The organism is Bacillus sp. EU55, from assembly GCF_038005925.1.
In the GTDB taxonomy this organism is placed as follows: domain Bacteria; phylum Bacillota; class Bacilli; order Bacillales; family Bacillaceae; genus Bacillus; species Bacillus velezensis.
The window spans coordinates 2,042,412-2,062,651 of the sequence record NZ_JBBOUE010000001.1; the positions used below are offsets into that span (position 1 = coordinate 2,042,412).

Genomic DNA, 20,240 nt, shown 5'->3' on the forward strand with positions numbered 1-20,240 from the left:
AATTGATTGGATGTCACTGTCACACTGATAAAAGTAACATAAGACTACTCGATTCAACAAACTCAGTTGGAGAATTGCTTAAGACAGCGGTTCAGATGAATTATAAAGGATTAGCTATTACTGACCATGAGGTTCTTTCAGCGCACTTAGAAGCGATTAAGACTGTCAGAGAAATGAAGAAAAAAGGGGATATGCCTACAGATTTTAAACTCATATTGGGGAATGAAGCATATTTAGTCGATTCACTGGAAGAAGTTCGTGATAACTATAAGTCAGGAAAGACAAAGTTTCCGCACTTTTTAATGTTGGCAATTGACCCTATAGGACATGAGCAGCTAAGAATACTGTCTTCACAAGCCTGGGAAAATTCATTTTACACAGGAACAATGGAAAGAGTGCCGACAGTAAAAAAGGATGTAGAGGAGCTATTAAGTAAAGATCCAGGCCACATCATTGCTACCACAGCTTGCCTGGGGTCTGAGGTAAACATTCACCTGTTAAAGATAAAGGCTATTGAAGAAACTGGTGATTCTCAGTCAATTAAGCAGCACAAACTAAAGATTCATGAGTTTATAACTTGGTGTATAGAGGTTTTTGGGAAGGATAAGTTTTTTATCGAGCTTCAACCTGCACTGAGTGAAGAACAGATTTACTGTAACAAGAAGCTGATAGATATAGCCAACGGGTATGACTTGCAAATGATTGTTACAACAGATGCTCACTATCTAAGACCAGAAGATAGAGCAATTCATCAAGCCTTTTTAAACGCTAAGGATGGAGAAAGAGAAGTTGATTCCTTTTATGAAGCCTGTTTCGTTCAAAACGTTGATGAAATTCATGAGAGAATGGATTACATTGATAAAGAAGTCATCGATCAGGCCATAAAAAATACAATGCTCATTGGTGAGATGATTGAAGACTATACTATAGAGCACGAACCAATTATCCCTAAGATGGAGCTTCCAAACTTTAAATTAAGACATTTATTTAAACCGGCATATGATCAATATGAATATATAAAAAAGATGTCTGAATCAGCAGATGAACAAGATAGATATCTTCTTAAGTTAATTGAGGACGGATTTGAAGAGAAATTAAAGACAAGCGAACTAACGAGAGAAGCTTTTCATAAAATATTGAACAGGATTAACGTTGAGCTGTGTGAACTTTGGGAAATCAGCCAAAAGCTGAATCAGTCTATGCCTTCCTATTACATATCAGTTAGAGAAATCATTAATATTATTTGGGATGATGAGTGTGGAGGAGATAGTTTAGTTGGGGCAGCCAGGGGAAGTGCTGCAGGTTACTTAGTTAATTATCTACTCGACAATACTCAAATTAATCCAATGCAATATGATTTACCACATTGGAGACATATACATAAATCGAGACCTGACCTTCCAGATATCGATATTGATACTGAAGGATCAAAAAGACAAAAAATTCTTAAGGCACTTAGAGAAAGGTTTGGAGACAAACGTGTTCTTCAAATTGCTACTTTTGGAACTGAGGGTTCAAAATCAGCGCTTCAGACAGCATGTAGAGGCTTAGGAATCGATAATGATATATCCCAGTATTTAAGTGGAATGATTCCGTTTGAAAGAGGATCTAACTGGCCTTTGAAGCATTGTTTTTATGGCGACAAAGAAACTGACAGAAAGCCGATTAAAGAGTTTATTAGGGAGGTTGAACAATACCCTAATCTTAAAGAAACAGCTCTGAGAATTGAAGGATTAACTAATAAGCGGTCTTCTCATGCAGCCGGGGTAATTATTTTTAATGATGAATATACAAAGTCAAATGCTATGATGAAAACTCCCAAAGGAGCTTATATTACACAGTTTAATATGGGTGACAGTGAAGCCATGGGCTCAGTAAAGTTTGATCTTCTTACGATCGAGGCTTTAGATAAGATTCGAGTAACCTTAGACCAATTAATTGAGAATAAAGAAATTGAATGGCAAGGAAGCTTAAAGAAAACATACAACAAATACATCCATCCAGACGTAATTGAGTATGAAGATGAAAAGCTATGGGAAATGGCAGGTAATGGGGAGATCATGGATTTGTTCCAGTTCTCAACTGAAGTTGGTCATCAATCAGTTGTCAAAGTAAAACCTAAGAACTTACTTGAAGCAGCAGTAACCAATTCTTTAATGAGGCTTATGTCAGACGGTGAAGAACAGCCAGTAGATACATATGTTAAATACAAAAATAACCTTAATAAATGGTATGAAGAAATGAGGCGGTACGGTCTAAGCGAAAAGGAAATCAGAGTAATGGAGAGGCACCTTAAGGACATTTATGGTGTTGCTGATACTCAAGAAGTGGTTATGCAGATGGTTATGGATAAAGATATAGCTAACTTTGACATTAAAGAATCAAATTATCTTAGGAAATCCATAGCAAAAAAGAAAGAAGATGTACTAAAAGAAGTGGAAGAATTGTTTTTTAAAAAAGGAAAGGAGATCGGCACTTCCGATAACCTGTTGAATTATGTCTGGAATGTTCAATTTAAAAGACAGTTCGGCTACAGTTTTAGTTTACTCCATACTTTGGCATATTCAATTATTGCGTTACAGGAATTGAACTTAAACTATCGATATAATCCTTTATACTGGAATACTGCTTGTTTAACGGTAAACAGCGGAGGAATAGATACCGAGGATACAAAAGACAACAAAAAGACAGCTGCTACAAACTACGGCAAAGTTGCTTCAGCCATCGGAAACATCAGACAAAGAGGGATTAAAATAGACCTTCCAGATATAAATAAGGCTGATTTTGGTTTTAGGACTGATATTAACAACAATTCAATTTTATTTGGACTTAAAGGAATGAATGGAATTGGAGACGATGTTATTCATCATATAGTTCTAAATAGACCATATAGTGACTTTAACGATTTTATTGAAAGAATGTTTAAGAGCGGCATTATTAAGAAAGGACAAGTAATCCAATTAATAAAAGGAGGCTGCTTTGATTCTTTTGGAGACAGGCAAGAAATCATGAAGGCCTTTATTAGCTTAATATCAGAACCGAAAAATAAACTTACGTTGTCTAATTTAAAAATGCTAATTGAAAACAACATTGTTCCTTTAGAATTTGCACAAGAAGTGAGATTCTTTCGCTTTAAAGATTACATCAGCAAAAAGGTGTACAAAACATTAAAGTCGCCAAAAGATAAACTTCTTTTATTGGATGATGTATCAGCTTCATTTTATAACCAGCATTTCAGTGAGGATAGTGTAGTTGACATGTTAAACGGGCAGCTTGTCATTTCTGAAAAAGCTTTTAAAAAAGAATATGATAACAAGATGTCTAATATAAAGTCCTGGATAACAACAGAAGAACCACTGAAGAAATTGAATGATTGTTTATTAATAAAAGAGTGGGAAAAATACGCCAATGGATCTCTTGGTAAATGGGAGATGGATTCATTGAGTTATTATTATAACGATCATGAACTTGCTGGTGTTAACTTTGCTAAGTATGATATTGCTGATTTTTATGAATTGCCAGAAGAGCCGATCAAAGGGAAACCTTATCAATGGCGAGGAAAAACTCTATATGAATATGAAACGACTCGAATTATAGGAACCGTATTAGACAGGGATAAAAACAAGCACACAATCACACTCCTTACACCTACAGGAGTGGTAACAGTTAAACAGTGGGCTGGTAGCTTTGGACATTATAATAAACAGATTTCTCGACCTGTTGCCGGCGGCAAGAAAGAGGTTGTTGAGAAGTCCTGGTATACCAGAGGAACTTTGCTCATGTTCACTGGATTCAGAAGAGGCAATAACTTTATTCCTAAAGTATATAAGAACAGTATCTATAGTCACACGGTCTGTAGAATTGATCATGTCGATAGTGAAGGCAACTTAAGTTTGACTTCAAAACGGGTAGATATCTAATGAGAGAGTGATGAAAATTTTCAAAAAACCCATAGACAAAAATAAAAAATATGTATATTATAATATCAATGGTATTAAATTAACAGCAACCGTAATGCTCTTGTTTGCTGGGGTAGTGGTAAGTGTAAAGAATATCAACAGTGAAAAAAGTGAAGTTGATGCGAAAGAAGAACCATTACACAATAAAAAGCAAAAAGAATTATTAATTGAAAGCCTTACGCATCAAAGGGAACATAACTGCACACCACTTCCTAAAATTAAAAGCAGCATGGATATACGTATCGAAAGCCAAGAGAAGTATATCAATGCAAAAATAATACAAACAAAAAAGCTCAAGAAGGTGCAGCATAGACGATTGCCTATAAAAACTAAAAATAAGTATCCAGTAGGTAAAGAAGATAAAGCTGTAATAAAGGCTGCTGAAAAAACACGGAGGCCTTCACATTCATTGCATTCAATAAACGTCGTAGCGACAGCTTACACTGCATTTTGTTCATCTGGGTGCATTGGGAAAACTAGGACAGGCTATGATGTATCAAGCACATCATTTTTCAAAGGGAAGAGGATAATTGCGGTCGATCCTAAAATAATTCCATTAAACTCATTAGTTGAGGTTAGCTACAAAGGAAACAGCTTTCAAGCCTATGCAATTGATACTGGTGGAGATATAAAAAACAACAGAATTGACATCCTTATGAATACAGAAGATGAAGCAAGGTTATTCGGAAGAAAGGCAGTTAAGGTGAAGGTGTTAAAAAACTAATGATCAAGGTGTGGTAAATGTAACCAATGGATAGAATGCTGTAAACATTTTGAAAGTGTGGACGATGCAATAAATACATAGAAAAATATTACATAAGAGAGTGTGGGATACTCATGTTTGCTCTAGATCAGGAAGTATGTGTGAAATCAACTGGTGAATCAGGAATTGTAGTAGACATTTATCACGAAACAAATAGTGTGGAACTTTGGTATTACGATGGTACATATGATGAACGGAAATTTGATGACATTATAGGAGGTGATTGCCCACAAAAATCTAACGATTAAAAATAAATTATAAGGGGATGATCAGGTATTAGAGGGGATTTGAAAGTCGAAATGTCGTTCACTGATGAATATAACCAAACAACGAAACTAGAAAGAGTCATTACTTCATGCGCTTTAGATGATCATCAAGATGGTACCCTAGGATTCCTGTTAGATGAATTTAAAAAGTTCTTGTTAAGCTCAGGTATTTCTTTTGAAGATATTTCAAAAATCAAGTTGAAAGATTAATAGTTGGAAGCGAAAGGAGGTGGTTAATTGCCTAAGTTTTGGTCTTATCCAGAAGGGTTAAAAGTTATCATAAATGAGAATGTAAAGGGCGCTTGTCCTCATCATGTGGGACGGAAAGGGAAAATTATTGAGTTGTTTCACTCTGCTACATATGATTACGCAGTCAGTGATGAGACAGGTGATATCACATTCTTCAAGGAGCATGAATTAAATCCAGCTAAAGGAGGTTAATTGTATGTTTAAAAAGGGAGAGAAGGTGATTGCAGGTTTCACAGGAGAGATTGGTGTTGTTGCACAAGTTGATAAAGGACATGAGCAGTTAGAAGTTGAGTATCCAGACGGCTCATATAGAGTGCTTGGCTTCAGCAATGTAAGAAGGGTGGAAGATAAATGACGATGATAATTTTAGAAGGCACTGACTGCTGCTACAAATCAACAGTAGCAGAAAAGCTAAGCAAAGAACTCGGATACCCGGTAATAAAAGGATCCAGCTTTGAATTGGCCAAGAGCGGAAATGAGAAGCTGTTCGAACACTTTAACAAACTGGCCGATGAGGACAATGTAATTATTGATCGATACATATATTCAAATCTGGTTTATGCGAAGAAGTTCAAGGATTACTCAATCTTAACAGAAGAGCAACAAAGGGCAATTGAGGAGAAGATTAGAGATAAAGCAAAAGTGATCTACTTACACGCTGATCCAAAAGTTATTAAGCAGCGTTTACGTGAACGTGGTGACGAATACATAAATGACCGAGATATTGAACCAGTCTTAGAACTTTATAACCAGGTGATTGATGAAATGGGCTTACATATGAACTTTTGGGATACAAATGAGTGGAATAGTGATGAAATCGTAGAGGATATTATTCATTTGATTGGATAGGAGCGTGATTAATTGAAAATATATGAAACTAGAAAAAAAGAAGTCGAAGTACCAACAAAGATCGTATGTGATGCTACAGGCCTGGAAATAGATCTACAGCAACCTGAAAGTTATCTTGAAAGAAATAAAATGCATAGTTTCACACTCCACTTTGGATACGGATCTGATTTTGACTACGACGTTTGGGAAGTAGATCTATCAGAAAAAGCAATGCTTGAATGGATAAAAACCTTTGCATCACGGCCTGATGGATTTGCAGCCAAAGAGAAATATCCAGACCAAGTCTTTAAGGAATGGCAAGAAACAGGGGAATATAATTGGCAAGCTGGATGGACAAAACAAGACTTTTTACTTGAAGAGAAAAGAAATGAAGAACTCAACAAACGATTAGATCAAATGAAAAGACAAAAACTCCTTTGTGGAGAAAACGGAGAAAACAGTCATAAATCTAAATGAAATATCTCTTTTATCAGACAGAGAGGATGAAGAAGTGTTGCTTAAATTAAAATTTAGAGATCGAACACTGGAATTGCGTAGAAAAATGTCCTTACAATTACACCGTTTATTAGAAGACACAGCATCTTGGTCATTTAATGAAAATGAAGCTCAAAAATACATTGATGAATATTCATTAGAGTTAGTTGAGAAGAGTGAAGACAATAAATTTAAGCTTCAAATAGTAGACAAGAATAAAAATGTTTGGGGTGAATTAAAGCCCAAAGAGCCAGGGTATATTGGGCATTTTGTACAGACTGAATAAAAGATCAATTTTATTTAGAGTAAAAATAAAATATATGGAGGGGATTGATTGAGTAAACTACGTGTAATGAGTCTTTTTAGTGGAATCGGTGCATTTGAAGCTGCGCTAAGAAACATTGGGGTTGAATATGAACTGGTTGGCTTTAGCGAAATTGATAAATATGCTATCAAATCGTATTGTGCAATTCACAACGTTGATGAGCAATGTAACTACGGTGATGTAAGTAAAATCGATAAGAAGACACTGCCTGATTTTGATCTTTTAGTTGGAGGGTCTCCTTATCAAAGCTTTAGTGTAGCTGGTTATCGGAAAGGGTTTGAAGATACAAGGGGAACGTTGTTTTTTCAATACATTGAGACTCTAAAGGAGAAGCAGCCAAAGTTCTTTGTTTTTGAGAATGTTAAAGGATTAATTAATCATGATAAAGGCAACACCTTGAATGTGATGGCAGAAGCTTTTAGTGAGGTTGGTTACAGAATTGACCTAGAACTGCTTAACTCAAAATTCTTCAATGTCCCTCAGAATAGAGAGCGGTTATACATAATTGGAATTAGAGAAGACTTAATTAAAAATGAAGAATGGGAGCTGGATCTTAACAGAAAGGATGTGTTAATTAAGGGGAAAAAGAGATTAAAGCAATTAAAGATTAAAAGCTTTAACTTTAACTGGTCAGAGCAAGTTTCTGCTAGTAAGAGACTTAAAGATTTATTAGAAACTTATGTCGATGAGAAATACTATTTGAATGAAGATAAAACAGCGAAGCTAATTGAAGAATTGTCGTCAAGAGGTCTTAATATGAAAGAAACTGATGAATGTCAGCTTATTGGACGAGTTGAATTACGAGGGCATGATGCAATCAGGCGAGTCTATTCGACTGAAGGGGTATCTCCAACATTAACTACAATGGGAGGTGGTCACAGGGAACCTAAAATTGTTGTTGAACAAGTAGGTAACATCAATCCATCCGGAAACGGAATGAATGGTAACGTATATAATTCGTCTGGACTAAGCCCCACTATTACCACAAATAAAGGAGAAGGTTTGAAGATAGCAGTAGAGTACTCCAGAAAAAACGGGCTTGGCAGAGAACTTAATGTATCTCATACACTTTCAGCTTCCGATTGGCGAGGGTTGAACAGAAATCAAAAACAAAATGCTGTCGTTGAGGTAAGACCAGTTTTAACTCCTGAAAGAGAAGAAAAGCGACAAAATGGAAGAAGATTTAAAGACGATGGTGAACCGGCATTTACGGTAAATACTATTGACAGGCACGGGGTAGCAATTGGAGAGTATCCAAAGTACAGAATTAGAAAATTAACACCGTTAGAGTGCTTTAGACTACAAGCTTTCGATGATGAAGATTTTGAAAAAGCTTTTGCAGCGGGAATGAGTAACTCACAATTATATAAGCAAGCCGGTAATTCAATTACTGTAACTGTGCTTGAGTCAATATTCAAGGAATTAATACATACATACGTCAATAAAGAATGTGAATAAAATTTGTCTTTTACAGAGTAAAAATAAAATATAAGAGGTGAATCCTGCGGTGAACTATCCAGAAAGCTTAAAAGAGAAAGCCGAAAAGATTAAAGACGAAGTAAGAAGCGGAAAATTAGACGAGGAGAAAATAAAAGCGATTGCTAAGTCTGCAGTTGAACTTTTAAGATCCGAAGAGAAGAGCCATACACATTATGCAGAAGTTGTCGGTGCAATTGCTGCAAACCTAGAAGAGTTTTTTAAGACTTACCTAAAAGAGGATTAATACAACAGGATAAAAAGAAAGGATAAAGGGATGTTTATTGAAAAGGTACTATGTTAGATGTAAAGATCACAAAGGCGAAAATGCGTCTTTGGTAATTGAAGCAGAATCTGTAGAAAAGGCTAAGCAAAAAGCATTAGACATACATAAGGTAAAGACTGTTTATAACGTGAGCATTGGGGAAGGTAGGGGAACAAATCACCTTCAGAGAAAACATTCGCCGTACATAAAGAATGACAACGGGAAAGCTATAATCATATTCTCGTAGAGGAGGAAATAGCAATCAATGAAATTAGAAACGAAATGATTGGCAATGATATTGATAATATTGAATCATTGCTAGACAGGCTATATGTTTATTTGGAGAACAACATCCGGTATGAAGATAAACACGTATGGGAAAGAACAGAGAAAACGCTCTTACAAGCATTTACGGCTCTAAAAAACATCAAAGAAATAATTTGAAAAACAGTAGACAAATATAAAAAATAAGTATAGAATAAAATTACTAAGAAGTGGATGGAGAGGATAAATGAACAGAATATGTGATATCTGTAGCGAATACATAGAAGGCCAAATCATATGCCTCAGAGTAAGTGACTTGAAGACTTATGTAGATTTCAATTGTTGCAATGATTGCGCACAAGAACAATCTAAGCGCATTAAGAACGAATGTAGTGAAATGACTGTTTCAAAAACTTTGAATCATTTAAATTTAAAAATAAAATAAGAGTATAAAATATTCCTTTTATCGAGAATGGAGAGATGCTAAATGGATAAATTGAAAGTTTGTTTACATAAAAAAGGTGCTCATACGTTAGAAAGAACTGTTAATGGGGCCTGGATATTAGATTCAAAACCAATTACTCAGGATCAAGCAATTAATGAACTAGTTGAAGCGGTTAGTGATTTAGGATATTGGTGCCAAGTAGCAAAAGATGTTTTAGATAAAGAAGATTTTAATGCAGTTCAAGAAGCGTATGAATACAAAGAAGAGGTATAAATGGCGAAATCAAGATTAAACGGTTATTGGGATAACAAGTTGGATGCCAACGAAACAGTTTATGTTGAGAGGGTTTATAAGAAAGGATATGTAACTGGATTTAAGTATTTACAAGTTGGTGAGAAAGAAGTTACTTCACCATTTAGGGCTACATATGAAGAGTTAGAGGGGAATTATAATCAACGGAAATATTCATAATTTCCCGGGCAAGCGCAGCGCAAGATGCGACAAATCAAAACAAAATAATGAGGAGTGGGAGTATGCAAACCTTAAGTGCACCGATTTATGAAGTTAAACAGGAGAGCGATTGGTATAAAGCAGAGAAGAAACAAAAAGAGGGCATTAACACTTTCTTCGACAAGTTTAAAGAAAAGTATGGCGTCGAGGAAGGTTTCGCGTTTTATCACTCTGAATATTTCGGAGTCTATGAAGGAACTGAAGCATATGAAGTATTTAAAAATGATATTGTTAAAAATCCAGAAGCCGGATTTTACGCTATCAAAAAACGATCTAAGCATTTTAAAGAAATAAAAGCTATGATTGAGCAAATTGAAAAGGTGAGTCCTTTTAGGTCTCATGATGAACTTGGATTAAACAACATGACTGGTCGCCAATGGATAGATGACAGGTGGTTCTTCGGAGTTAAAAGTGAACGCCCTGTTAAGGGAAACAGTGTGGTTGCTATTGATTATAAGGATTATCTGAAAATTGTAATGGAGCATTTAAATTAAAATTCAATTTTTATAGAGAAACGAGGAATGAACATGAAGCTCAAAAAAGCAGACTGGACTGTTGTCCGAGAAGCTGAAGAACAAGGCTTAATGGTTGGTATGACAGGTCATATTGAAAGAAAGCGAACCAATTTAAACAATGAATTAAGTGATTATTTTAGAAAGCAACTCCCCGACTATACTGGCAGCTTTGATGAAAATGAAGGGGAAGAAATCCTTTATTCAATTAACGAGTACATAACAGAAAACAATATTGATATGTATCCTTTAGACTTTCCAATTACAGAAGGAACAGACGTTCATTTGATTCCTATAGAAAATATTCAATTAAAAGTAGTTGTGGCAGATGAATATTATGGCGATGGTGACTATTCAAAATATGTTATGGCAGATTTCTTCCTGATCAATGACAAAGCAACTACAAAAGACGTTGATACCCTCATTCAATTTGTAAAGAAACATCTTTTACAAGGAGGTGAATAAGTGGGACGGCATAAAGCAACATTTGAAGGGTTGGTTATGAAAGAAAGTTATTACGCACACCGTACACCAGGCACAGAGAGATGGATTACTCAGCCTGTGAGTAAGGCAATTCGCACTGAACCAATCTTCGAGGGATATATAGATATTGAGCCCATAGAAATTGGAGGTAAAGTTTATATCCCCGGACTTAATGAATATGTCATAGTGACTGACAGGCAGCGAAACATACATAACGAATGGACATATCAAACTGACAGAGTGATTAAGACAATTGTAGATGAAAAAAGCTTAAAGGAATGCGAAGAACTTAATGAGAAGCAAGCAAAAAGCAATGATGGTCGAAATCAAAGGCTGATAAAAACTTCCTGGTGGAAGAGGCTAACTAAAAAAGACTAAAGGAGAGATATTTATTGAATAAGGATACAAAAGATATTTGGAACGGTTTCTTTATCGGATCAGGTTCTCTAATTGTAGTTGGGTTACTCATTTTTGTTGAAGCATTGACTATGTCACTAGTTGTCTATTATGGATTGAATCACGTATTAAATCCTTTGCTTATTGATACATACAACATTCAAAATGTCCATGTCACTTTACCTCATTCATTTGTTATTGGTGTTTTACTCAATATATTTGTCAAAGGTGTAAAACAGTCAGATCAAGAAAAAACGAAAACATCTTCAAGAAAGCAGGCAAGTCTTTACTGTATTCAGCTTTTGCGTTGATCATTCTGTATGTAAGCACACTGTTTATTTAACAAGGAGAGATTAGGAAAATTCAAAGCGAAAGAACTCCTTTCGTCAATCACATTTAAAATGAAATTAAATACATGGAAGGTGATGTTATGGAATTAACAAAGAAGATTACAACAACTAGAGGCACGTATGAAATTAAATTAGTTGCTGAAGAAGGAAAGGGGCTAGGATGGGACATTCTAGAATGGGAGGTTAAGGATCTTGTTACAAAATGCACACTGGCTGCAGGCAATGGAATGCCTTTATCACATGTTCCTTATCCCTTAAAACGATTGACGTTGGTTGATAAAGTTAAGCGAATTGTTAGTCATGTCGAATCAGATGAAACAACAAAAAAGAGAAAAGCAAATGACATTAAGGAATTCAATGAATGGAGCGGAGTTCTGAACGCGTAACCGGTTAAAAGTTTTATTTTATTCAGAAGAGAAACAGTTTTGTAATAAAAAAAATTATACAAAAATTTAGTGGGGGATGACCAAACAATGCTTTCTATAGAAATGCCTACTCATAAGCAACTTCAAATAATCGGGTATATTGAAAAAAATCTAAATATTGTCTTTACTGGAGGCACTAAGCCTGAAGCACAAGCATTTATCAGTAATAATATAGATGAAAGCAGGAAAGCTGCAAGAACATTTAAAAAGGCTCGAATAGAAGAAAGGCAAGCAGTTCGGTATGCGTCAGGTGGCTATGACTCATCTTATTATCCTATAACTGATGCTAATATTGAAGATAGCAACAAAAGATTAAGGGACTCGGACATACAAGAAATGAAGTCGGGGATATTTGGCGGTATTATTAGTAGCGATTATTACCCTTATGATGACGATGATTTTAGACCGTTTTAGAATTTGCAATTTACAGGAATATACGATTCTGATAGCCCTAGACACGAAAAACAAAGGCCATGTTTTACGGGTTAGAACCATATGTATTACAAATCTGATTTACGTGTAATTAGATAAAAGGATGATTTTAAGGAGTTGATTAGACATTAGTATAAGTCAAAGGAAGTCTCAACGTATTCGAGAAGCTCTGATAAATTCAAACACAACTGCTGAGGAAATTGGAATGGATAAAGCATTATCAGAAGTTTTCAATCTACTCAAGAGAAGAATTTTGGAGCTGGAATCCTTGTATTATCCAGAGTGGGAATATGAAAATGCAAAAGTGAAGCTTGAAGAGCTTAGAGAAATGGTGAATAGAATTAATGAACTTCGAGGAACCGGGAAGGGTGAACTAAGTGAATTTGAAAATGCAGGAAGCGGTTTTACATCTCAACAAATATGACAGCAGTTCAAAAAGTACTCAGGATGCACAGAAGTTGTTGAATGCTTTGAAGGATACATACGATGTAGTTGGTTTCCGGTTTAGACATTATAAAGGCGGTCTGTATAAGGTTATTGGAGAGGCTATTCACACTGAAACAGAAGAAAAGCTGGTTATATATGAAGACCATGACGGAGTTCTTTGGGCAAGACCTAAAGATATGTTCTTTGGAAAAGTGGTTGTTGATGGTAAAGAGATTAAGAGATTCACAAAAATAAACTTAAAGGATGATGAAAATGAATAAAAAATACGGACTTTATTGCATGGGAACACTTGTTAACACTTATGAGGATGCTATTGAGGCTCACGATGATGCTGTGTATGCTCAAGAAGAAAGTGGAGTACCGCATGAGGCAAGAGAGATTGATGAAGTAACTGATTTAAACGAATTTAAATTTAAGCTATCAGAAGAAGCTATTGCTGTAGTCAGCAATACTGTATACACAGCGTACAACCGACAGTACTCTTACTTATACAAAATCAGATATAGACAAGTACATCAAAAACAATGTTTTGGTTTTAGTTTAAATAAAATCACAGTTTCATAGGAAGGGGAAGTAGTATGAGTGCAGCAAGAAAGTGGAGAGATTTGAGAAGCAAATTAATTGGATATAAGGTCTACGGTAAGTTCAGTGATGTTGTTATTGACCATATTCTAAATGATATGGATAAGTTGGACATAAGACACGAAAAAGATAAAAACAAAAAATAGAGAAAAGGGAGTTGTGGAATGGGAGCTGTTAGACGTATTGATTCAACTCAACCGTATGTAAAAAAGAAAAACATTATTACCTTTACAATAGCCACTGAGAATACTCATATTCATTTAGCTGATGGGCAATCTTTTCCTGTGATCGAAGGAGATATTATTGCCACTGACCAACAGGGTAATCAATTTGTTGAATTAGAAAAAAATCTAGAAGACTATGTTCCTGTTGTTGAAGAAAAGAAGAGCTCGTTATATGAAAGTATGGCTAATGGTTACGTGGAAATGGGAGACATTAATTTAGAAATATCAGAAGCATTCCATCATGCTGAAAATGAAGCAGAAACAACCACGAACAGCGTAGTTAACGGAGTATATAAAGAATATTGATTATTACATATGAAAGCAAGACAGGTAACGTGAAAAGATTTGCTCAAGCACTGCAAAGGGAGTTAAACTTCGACATCATTGAAATTACAGATGATTTAATTGTGGAAGAAGAATTCATACATATTACATATACGATAGGCTTTGGGGAAGTACCTGAAAGGACTTTGAATTTTATTGTTAAGAATAAAAATAAAATAAAAGGGGTTGCTGTGAGTGGTAACAAGGTTTGGGGTGATAACTATGGTTTAGCTGGGGATAAGCTTTCAGCAATGTTCCACGTACCATTGTTATTAAAGTTTGAACTAAGTGGAACAAAACAAGACTTACAGAAGATTAATCGGGAGGTACAACTTATTGACAAACACAATACCAAAGTGGATCAAGCTCAATAATGAGATTATGATTCAGAAAGACGGTAAGTTTCAATTTGAGAAGGATAAGGAGGCAGTACACAGCTACTTTGTTGATTACATTAATCAAAATACAGTCTTTTTTCATGACTTAAAAGAGAAACTGGATTATCTGATTAAAAATGATTATTACGAAGAAGAATTCTTAAGCGAGTACACATTTGAGCAGATTAAATCAATTTATAAGATTGCTTACAGTTACAAATTCAGATTCCCATCTTTCATGAGTGCCTTTAAGTTCTACAATGACTATGCATTGAAGACAAACGACAAAACAAAGATTCTGGAAAGATATGAGGATCGTGTGTCAATTGTAGCTCTGTATTGTGCAGATGGTGATTATGAAAAGGCTATTGAGGAAGTACACGCTATGATGAGACAAGAGTATCAGCCGGCAACACCTACTTTTCTTAATGCGGGACGTAAGCGAAGAGGAGAAATGGTGAGCTGTTTCTTACTTGAAGTAGGCGACAGTTTGAATGATATTTCACGTGCTATTGATACCTCTATGCAGCTTTCTAAGCTAGGTGGAGGAGTAGCATTGAATCTAAACAAACTAAGAGCCAAGGGTGAAGCAATTAAAGACGTAGAGAATGCAACTAAAGGTGTCGTAGGTGTTATGAAGCTATTGGATAATGCTTTTAGATATGCCGATCAAATGGGACAAAGGCAAGGGTCTGGAGCAGCTTATCTAAGTGTATTCCATCCAGATATTACAGATTTCCTGGATACCAAAAAAATCTCAGCAGATGAAGATGTCCGAGTTAAAACACTGTCTATTGGTGTAGTGCTTCCTGATAAATTCATTGAATTGGCAAGAGAAGATAAGGATTTTTACATGTTCTATCCTCATTCAGTTTACAAAGAATATGGACAGTATCTTGATGAGATGGACATCAATAAAATGTATGATGAGCTTGTTGAAAACCCTAGGGTTAGAAAAGCCAAAGGAAATGCTCGAAAGCTATTGGAGCAATTGGCCATTTTAAGAAGTGAATCTGGATATCCTTATATCATGTTTGCTGACAATGTAAATAAAGTGCATCCAAATGAACATATTTCAAAAGTGAAGTTTTCTAATTTGTGCTCTGAAGTCCTCCAAGCATCACAAGTGTCAGTCTATACAGATTACGATCAGGAAGATGAAGTTGGATTAGATATTTCATGTAATCTTGGATCCATGAACATTGTAAACGTAATGAGTAATCAATCAATTACTTCAACGGTCAGAATTGCAATTGACTCGCTGACAACTGTCACAAGGAAAACAAACATTGTAAATGCCCCAGCTGTTGCGAGAGCAAATACGCTAATGCGATCAATTGGTCTAGGGCAGATGAACCTGCATGGTTTTTTAGCTCAAAATAAAATCGCTTATGAAAGTGAAGAGGCTAAGGACTTTGCAAATACATACTTTATGATGGTTAACTTCTACTCCCTGCAACGTTCAATGGAAATTGCAAGAGAAACAGGGGAGACGTACTACAAATTTGATGGATCAACTTACAAATCAGGCGAGTATTTTGATAAGTACGTGAAAAATGATTACAGCCCTAAATATGAAAAGGTTAAAATCCTGTTTGGAGATCAACATATTCCTAACATTGAAGATTGGTTGAAGCTTAAAGAGGATGTAATGAAATATGGCTTGTATCATTCATATAGGCAAGCTGTTGCACCTACAGGAAGCATCTCATATGTTCAATCATCTACTGCCGGTGTAATGCCTATTATGGAGAGAATCGAGGAACGTACATACGGAAACAGTAAGACATATTATCCAATGCCAGGTTTATCGGCTCAGAATTGGTTCTTCTACAAGGAAGCGTACGACATGGATATGTTCAAAGTCGTCGATATGATCGCAACGATTCAGCAGCACGTCGATCAAGGAATCTCATTTACGCTGTTCTTGAAAGATACGATGACGACGCGCGATCTGAATCGGATTGACTTATACGCTCATCATAAGGGAATCAAGACGCTTTATTATGCACGGACTAAAGATACGACACAGGAGGGGTGTTTGTCATGCGCGGTTTAAGTGAGGAGAGACAGAAAAGTATACGACGTGGAGACATAATTATCTACTACTTCGGGGGTACATTAATTAGTGCGAAAGTTATTCAAGCGTATGAAGGTGGGTACCTCAAAGTTCGCCATAAAGACTCCCCGATACTGAACTGCTTATTAGGATACCGGGACGAGATCAAGACATCGGAAGTGTTGGGTGTAGTTAAGCATAAAGGCAAACGGGGAAAGGAGGACGAATAATTGACGAACGCAAACGAAATCCATACGGCGGCCGATTGGTCGCGGCACGAAGACGACTTTACGCAAATGTTTTACAACCAAAACGTAAAGCAGTTTTGGCTTCCCGAAGAGATCGCATTAAACGGCGATCTCCTCACTTGGAAATACTTAGGTAAAAATGAGCAGGATACGTATATGAAGGTGCTCGCCGGCCTGACACTGCTTGATACAGAGCAGGGGAACACGGGCATGCCGATTGTGGCCGAGCACGTCGAAGGCCATCAGCGAAAAGCAGTATTAAACTTTATGGCCATGATGGAAAACGCTGTCCATGCGAAGTCTTACAGCAACATCTTTCTTACATTAGCTCCAACCGAGCAGATCAATGAAGTCTTTGAATGGGTTAAAAACAATAAATTTCTTCAAAAGAAAGCAAAAACAATTGTTTCGATTTATGAAGCAGTTCAGAAAAACGATGATATTTCCTTATTCAAAGCAATGGTTGCGTCTGTGTTTCTGGAGAGTTTCCTTTTCTACTCAGGGTTTTATTATCCACTTTACTTTTATGGACAAGGGAAACTCATGCAGAGCGGGGAAATTGTGAATTTAATTATCCGTGACGAAGCCATTAAGTGCTAGTGGCATTTAGCAGTAATGTTAAATGAAAACCTATCTAAAAAGGGGAAATCTTTAGCTAAGATAATCCTTTGCTAAATTCTAATCATCATTAAATTCAATATTTAGGAGTGTTGCCTTGTATTATGTCTATATGATAATGAATAAACAAAATAAGAAGATTTACATTGGCTTAACCAAAAATGTTAACAACGCTGACGATAGATTTAAACAACATATTCGCTATTTAAAAGGAAACTATCATCATAATCATAAATTGCAAAGAGACTTTAACTTGCATAAATGCACTGATATGTATACACATCACTTATTATGCAAATGTTCTAGCATCAAACTTGCTGAAAAAATGGAGAAGTTTTTCATTGCATACTATAACAGTAAATATTGTGGATTTAACCTAAATGACGGTGGGCTTTCAAATAAAGGATACAAGCAATCTGATTATGCAAAAAAGGTTGCAAGTGAAGTTCACTCTAAGCTAATTGGAGAAAAAAATCCTTTCTTTGGAAGACGACATTCTGAGAAAACAAAAATGATTATTTCTAAAAAGAACAAAGGGAGAAATAAAGGTATCCCTAAGAGCGATAGTCATATAAAGAAAATGATTGAAAATAATGCTAGAGCAAAAAAAGTCTTCGTTGGCGGTCAAATATACAGCAGTTGTTCGCAAGCTCAATTACATACGGGCATAGATAGGAAGAAAATATCAAAGCTTGCATCAGACGATTCAATAACAAACATATACTTTATAAAATAAAAGCAATTTTAATGATGATTAGATAAATGCCCAACGACTATTCCATTGGCGGTGGAATTCCGCAACAGAAGTAGGGCGCAAGTGATTGGCGTGGGTGAGAATCCCTTAAATCGAAACGGTAGGAATCCTAAAATAGGATTGTGATATAGTCTGCTCTGCATGGCGACATGCAGCTGTGGTTAGTCCACGCTTTAAGTATAGCGAACTTAAGGGAACATCAAGGACATGGAACATATATCGGTTTATTAGCTCAAGAGATATACAAGAAACAACCTCCTCAGAAGCAAAAAGAACTGTTTACATGGGCTTTAAGCTTGCTTCAAGAGCTTTATGAAAATGAATTGGAGTATACAGAAGATATTTATGATCAGGTTGGCTTAGCCCCAGATGTAAAGAAATTCATCAGATACAATGCAAATAAAGCATTAAACAACTTGGGCTTTGATCATCTGTTCGAGGAAGAAGACGTTAACCCAATTGTTATTAATGGATTGAGCACAAAGACTAAATCCCATGACTTCTTTTCAACTAAAGGAAATGGATACAAAAAAGCAACTGTTGAACCATTAAAGGATTCTGATTTCATTTTCGATAACAAAGGAGTTATTTCATGAGACTAATTAAATTAGAACAACCGAATTGCAATCCCTGCAAAATGGTGTCCAATTACTTAGAACAAGCAAATACTCAATTTGAGGCAGTTGACGTTACACAGGAACCAGAAGTAGCAGCTAGATTTGGTGTCATGGGAGTACCGGTAACAATTCTCCTGAGCGATCAAGGAGAGGAAGTAAAACGAAGTATAGGTTTTAAGCCGGATGAATTAGAAGATTTGATTAGGGTTATGGAGGGAATGTGAGCTTATTATGAATGACAATCGCATGTACATATTAGTAAACGAGAATATCAAAATAAGCAAGGGGAAATTAGCTGGTCAAGTTGGACATGCCGTTATGAGTTATGTTTATTACAAAGCAATCAAACCGTTACAAAATGGAGATGAGATCGAGAGCTTGGACGATTATATGTACGAACAAAAGAAAATCATCTTAAATTGCCCTCAGTACAAACTTGAAGAGTTAGAACGTGCAGGAGGATATACTGTTATTAGAGATAAAGGTTATACACAGCTTGAGCCTAATACTCTGACTTGTATTAACTACGGCATTAAGACACCTGAAGAGCTTCCTGAATGGGTGAGAAATCTTAAACTCTACAATTAAAATATTGATGGGCAAACTAAATTATAAAACAAAAGGAGAATATTAAATGGGGAAAATGGATGAAGTAATTGTTGTAGCACCTAGAGATAAAATATTTGATAATGGAAAGCTGGACTTTCAAGGGATTGAAGCTGATCCAAATGTAATTGATCAAATAATTAAAAACCTTGCTGAGAATATGCTCACTATGAGGAGGGGAGATGCCGAGAAGGATCAGAGCTGTAAGCAACCAATCCCTTATGCCGTTTTACAAAAAGGAGACCAAGTATTTGCATACGAGCGTTTAAGGAAAGGCGGGGAAAAGAGGCTTCATGATCAATTATCAATTGGTGTTGGTGGACACATGAATATAACTGAAGCAACAAATTTTTGGGAAGCCATTGATGAAAACTTAAGGAGAGAGCTTTCAGAAGAATTGTTTATCTCAACTTCTAATTTAAATTTAGAAGTTGTGGGATTTATAAATGATGACTTAAATGAAGTGGGGAAAGTTCATTTAGGCATAATGATTATTGTTAAACTGCCCGAAAATACAGAGGTATCAGTAAGAGAAACAGATCAATTAAAAGGCTTCTGGTTAAATGAACAAGATTTTGATAATCCAGCAGTATTTAATCGTTTAGAATCTTGGTCTAAATACGTGGCTGATATTATTTATTAGTTTAAACCCCTGGCTTAGATCATGATGTTTGTCCAGTGAAGGGTCTTAGCCAGGGTACAACTTAACTTAAAATACTCAAAAAATTCAACAATTATACCTACAAAGGAGATGCTGGATGAAAAAAAGATTACGCAAAAAGGCGTGGATGACAGGGAATATAAAACAGGGCGAATTCATGTTTAATGTAATTGATAAGGTAAATGCAGATGGATATATATATTATCCAAAAGGACGCTATCATGTAGACAGAAAAGGGAACATGTACAAGTTTAAAATTTAGAAAAAAGCGAAATTGTGA

28 protein-coding genes and 4 pseudogenes are annotated in these 20,240 nt (G+C 35.8%); all 32 read left to right on the top strand.

Annotated features, from left to right (window positions below; all coding sequences use genetic code 11):
* Positions 1-2 precede the first annotated feature (2 nt).
* The 32 genes and pseudogenes from dnaE (at position 3) to NYE50_RS10480 (ending at position 20,222) form a co-directional block, all read left to right on the top strand.
* Positions 3-3,920, top strand: coding sequence for a DNA polymerase III subunit alpha (dnaE, locus tag NYE50_RS10325; protein ID WP_224988205.1), 3,918 nt, complete (start codon positions 3-5; stop codon positions 3,918-3,920).
* Between the two features lie 10 nt (positions 3,921-3,930).
* Positions 3,931-4,683 (top strand): 3D domain-containing protein, encoded by a 753-nt coding sequence (locus tag NYE50_RS10330; protein ID WP_224988203.1) that lies wholly within the window; start codon positions 3,931-3,933, stop codon positions 4,681-4,683.
* Between the two features lie 113 nt (positions 4,684-4,796).
* Entirely contained in the window at positions 4,797-4,970 is a 174-nt protein-coding gene (locus NYE50_RS10335; protein ID WP_224988201.1) for a hypothetical protein, read from the top strand.
* A gap of 255 nt (positions 4,971-5,225) precedes the next feature.
* Entirely contained in the window at positions 5,226-5,429 is a 204-nt protein-coding gene (locus NYE50_RS10340; RefSeq protein WP_224988199.1) for a YorP family protein, read from the top strand.
* A 4-nt stretch (positions 5,430-5,433) separates the two neighbouring features.
* Positions 5,434-5,592 (top strand): hypothetical protein, encoded by a 159-nt coding sequence (locus tag NYE50_RS10345; protein WP_165882056.1) that lies wholly within the window; start codon positions 5,434-5,436, stop codon positions 5,590-5,592.
* Positions 5,589-6,086 carry an AAA family ATPase gene (locus tag NYE50_RS10350; RefSeq protein ID WP_224988197.1) on the top strand — a complete coding sequence of 166 codons (498 nt, stop codon included), beginning with the start codon at positions 5,589-5,591 and terminating at the stop codon, positions 6,084-6,086. Before NYE50_RS10345 ends, NYE50_RS10350 begins: the two co-directional genes overlap by 4 nt.
* 12 nt (positions 6,087-6,098) lie before the next feature.
* Positions 6,099-6,542, top strand: a complete 444-nt coding sequence (locus tag NYE50_RS10355) for a hypothetical protein (protein WP_224988195.1) — start codon at positions 6,099-6,101, stop codon at positions 6,540-6,542.
* Positions 6,543-6,579: 37 nt separating this feature from the next.
* Complete coding sequence (locus NYE50_RS10360; protein WP_224988193.1) at positions 6,580-6,846, top strand: hypothetical protein; 267 nt, start codon at positions 6,580-6,582, stop codon at positions 6,844-6,846.
* A gap of 48 nt (positions 6,847-6,894) precedes the next feature.
* On the top strand, positions 6,895-8,343 hold the full coding sequence (gene dcm, locus NYE50_RS10365) for a DNA (cytosine-5-)-methyltransferase (RefSeq protein WP_224988191.1): 1,449 nt from the start codon (positions 6,895-6,897) through the stop codon (positions 8,341-8,343).
* Between the two features lie 49 nt (positions 8,344-8,392).
* Positions 8,393-8,608, top strand: coding sequence for a hypothetical protein (locus tag NYE50_RS10370; protein WP_124692950.1), 216 nt, complete (start codon positions 8,393-8,395; stop codon positions 8,606-8,608).
* 769 nt (positions 8,609-9,377) lie between these two features.
* The gene (locus NYE50_RS10375; RefSeq protein WP_224988190.1) at positions 9,378-9,608 is read left to right on the top strand and encodes a hypothetical protein; all 231 of its coding nucleotides are present in this window, start codon (positions 9,378-9,380) and stop codon (positions 9,606-9,608) included.
* Positions 9,609-9,806 carry a hypothetical protein gene (locus NYE50_RS10380; RefSeq protein ID WP_124692954.1) on the top strand — a complete coding sequence of 66 codons (198 nt, stop codon included), beginning with the start codon at positions 9,609-9,611 and terminating at the stop codon, positions 9,804-9,806.
* Positions 9,803-10,339 (top strand): hypothetical protein, encoded by a 537-nt coding sequence (locus tag NYE50_RS10385; protein ID WP_404978206.1) that lies wholly within the window; start codon positions 9,803-9,805, stop codon positions 10,337-10,339. Before NYE50_RS10380 ends, NYE50_RS10385 begins: the two co-directional genes overlap by 4 nt.
* Positions 10,340-10,372: 33 nt before the next feature.
* Positions 10,373-10,822 (top strand): hypothetical protein, encoded by a 450-nt coding sequence (locus NYE50_RS10390; protein ID WP_224988188.1) that lies wholly within the window; start codon positions 10,373-10,375, stop codon positions 10,820-10,822.
* Positions 10,823-11,218: a hypothetical protein gene (locus tag NYE50_RS10395; protein WP_224988186.1), complete on the top strand. Its 396-nt coding sequence runs from the start codon at positions 10,823-10,825 to the stop codon at positions 11,216-11,218.
* 14 nt (positions 11,219-11,232) lie between these two features.
* Positions 11,233-11,579, top strand: a pseudogene (locus tag NYE50_RS10400) (hypothetical protein).
* Positions 11,580-11,666: 87 nt separating this feature from the next.
* Positions 11,667-11,972, top strand: coding sequence for a hypothetical protein (locus NYE50_RS10405; protein ID WP_053574324.1), 306 nt, complete (start codon positions 11,667-11,669; stop codon positions 11,970-11,972).
* Between the two features lie 87 nt (positions 11,973-12,059).
* Positions 12,060-12,425, top strand: a complete 366-nt coding sequence (locus NYE50_RS10410; protein WP_224988184.1) for a hypothetical protein — start codon at positions 12,060-12,062, stop codon at positions 12,423-12,425.
* Positions 12,426-12,648: 223 nt separating this feature from the next.
* Positions 12,649-12,867, top strand: a complete 219-nt coding sequence (locus tag NYE50_RS10415) for a hypothetical protein (RefSeq protein ID WP_224988182.1) — start codon at positions 12,649-12,651, stop codon at positions 12,865-12,867.
* On the top strand, positions 12,821-13,150 hold the full coding sequence (locus NYE50_RS10420; protein WP_224988180.1) for a DUF1653 domain-containing protein: 330 nt from the start codon (positions 12,821-12,823) through the stop codon (positions 13,148-13,150). Before NYE50_RS10415 ends, NYE50_RS10420 begins: the two co-directional genes overlap by 47 nt.
* Positions 13,143-13,271, top strand: a pseudogene (locus tag NYE50_RS10425) (hypothetical protein); the annotation flags it as partial. The gene NYE50_RS10420 and the pseudogene NYE50_RS10425, both read left to right, overlap by 8 nt.
* A gap of 197 nt (positions 13,272-13,468) precedes the next feature.
* On the top strand, positions 13,469-13,618 hold the full coding sequence (locus NYE50_RS10430; RefSeq protein WP_156524413.1) for a hypothetical protein: 150 nt from the start codon (positions 13,469-13,471) through the stop codon (positions 13,616-13,618).
* 18 nt (positions 13,619-13,636) lie between these two features.
* Positions 13,637-14,002 (top strand): hypothetical protein, encoded by a 366-nt coding sequence (locus NYE50_RS10435; protein WP_104679053.1) that lies wholly within the window; start codon positions 13,637-13,639, stop codon positions 14,000-14,002.
* Positions 13,999-14,394, top strand: coding sequence for a class Ib ribonucleoside-diphosphate reductase assembly flavoprotein NrdI (nrdI, locus tag NYE50_RS10440; RefSeq protein ID WP_142387640.1), 396 nt, complete (start codon positions 13,999-14,001; stop codon positions 14,392-14,394). The genes NYE50_RS10435 and nrdI overlap by 4 nt, the downstream gene beginning before the upstream one ends.
* Positions 14,357-16,456, top strand: a complete 2,100-nt coding sequence (nrdE, locus tag NYE50_RS10445) for a class 1b ribonucleoside-diphosphate reductase subunit alpha (protein ID WP_224988178.1) — start codon at positions 14,357-14,359, stop codon at positions 16,454-16,456. Before nrdI ends, nrdE begins: the two co-directional genes overlap by 38 nt.
* 230 nt (positions 16,457-16,686) lie before the next feature.
* Positions 16,687-17,295 (top strand): annotated as a pseudogene (locus tag NYE50_RS10450) (ribonucleotide-diphosphate reductase subunit beta); the annotation flags it as partial.
* A 124-nt stretch (positions 17,296-17,419) separates the two neighbouring features.
* Positions 17,420-18,058: a GIY-YIG nuclease family protein gene (locus NYE50_RS10455; protein ID WP_021493480.1), complete on the top strand. Its 639-nt coding sequence runs from the start codon at positions 17,420-17,422 to the stop codon at positions 18,056-18,058.
* Positions 18,059-18,264: 206 nt separating this feature from the next.
* Positions 18,265-18,672 (top strand): annotated as a pseudogene (locus NYE50_RS10460) (ribonucleotide-diphosphate reductase subunit beta); the annotation flags it as partial.
* Entirely contained in the window at positions 18,669-18,917 is a 249-nt protein-coding gene (locus NYE50_RS10465) for a thioredoxin family protein (RefSeq protein WP_224988176.1), read from the top strand. The pseudogene NYE50_RS10460 and the gene NYE50_RS10465, both read left to right, overlap by 4 nt.
* A 7-nt stretch (positions 18,918-18,924) precedes the next feature.
* Positions 18,925-19,281 carry an aminoacyl-tRNA hydrolase gene (locus NYE50_RS10470; protein WP_224988174.1) on the top strand — a complete coding sequence of 119 codons (357 nt, stop codon included), beginning with the start codon at positions 18,925-18,927 and terminating at the stop codon, positions 19,279-19,281.
* Between the two features lie 46 nt (positions 19,282-19,327).
* Positions 19,328-19,942 (top strand): hypothetical protein, encoded by a 615-nt coding sequence (locus NYE50_RS10475; RefSeq protein WP_224988173.1) that lies wholly within the window; start codon positions 19,328-19,330, stop codon positions 19,940-19,942.
* Between the two features lie 115 nt (positions 19,943-20,057).
* Entirely contained in the window at positions 20,058-20,222 is a 165-nt protein-coding gene (locus NYE50_RS10480) for a hypothetical protein (RefSeq protein WP_224988171.1), read from the top strand.
* Positions 20,223-20,240 lie beyond the last annotated feature (18 nt).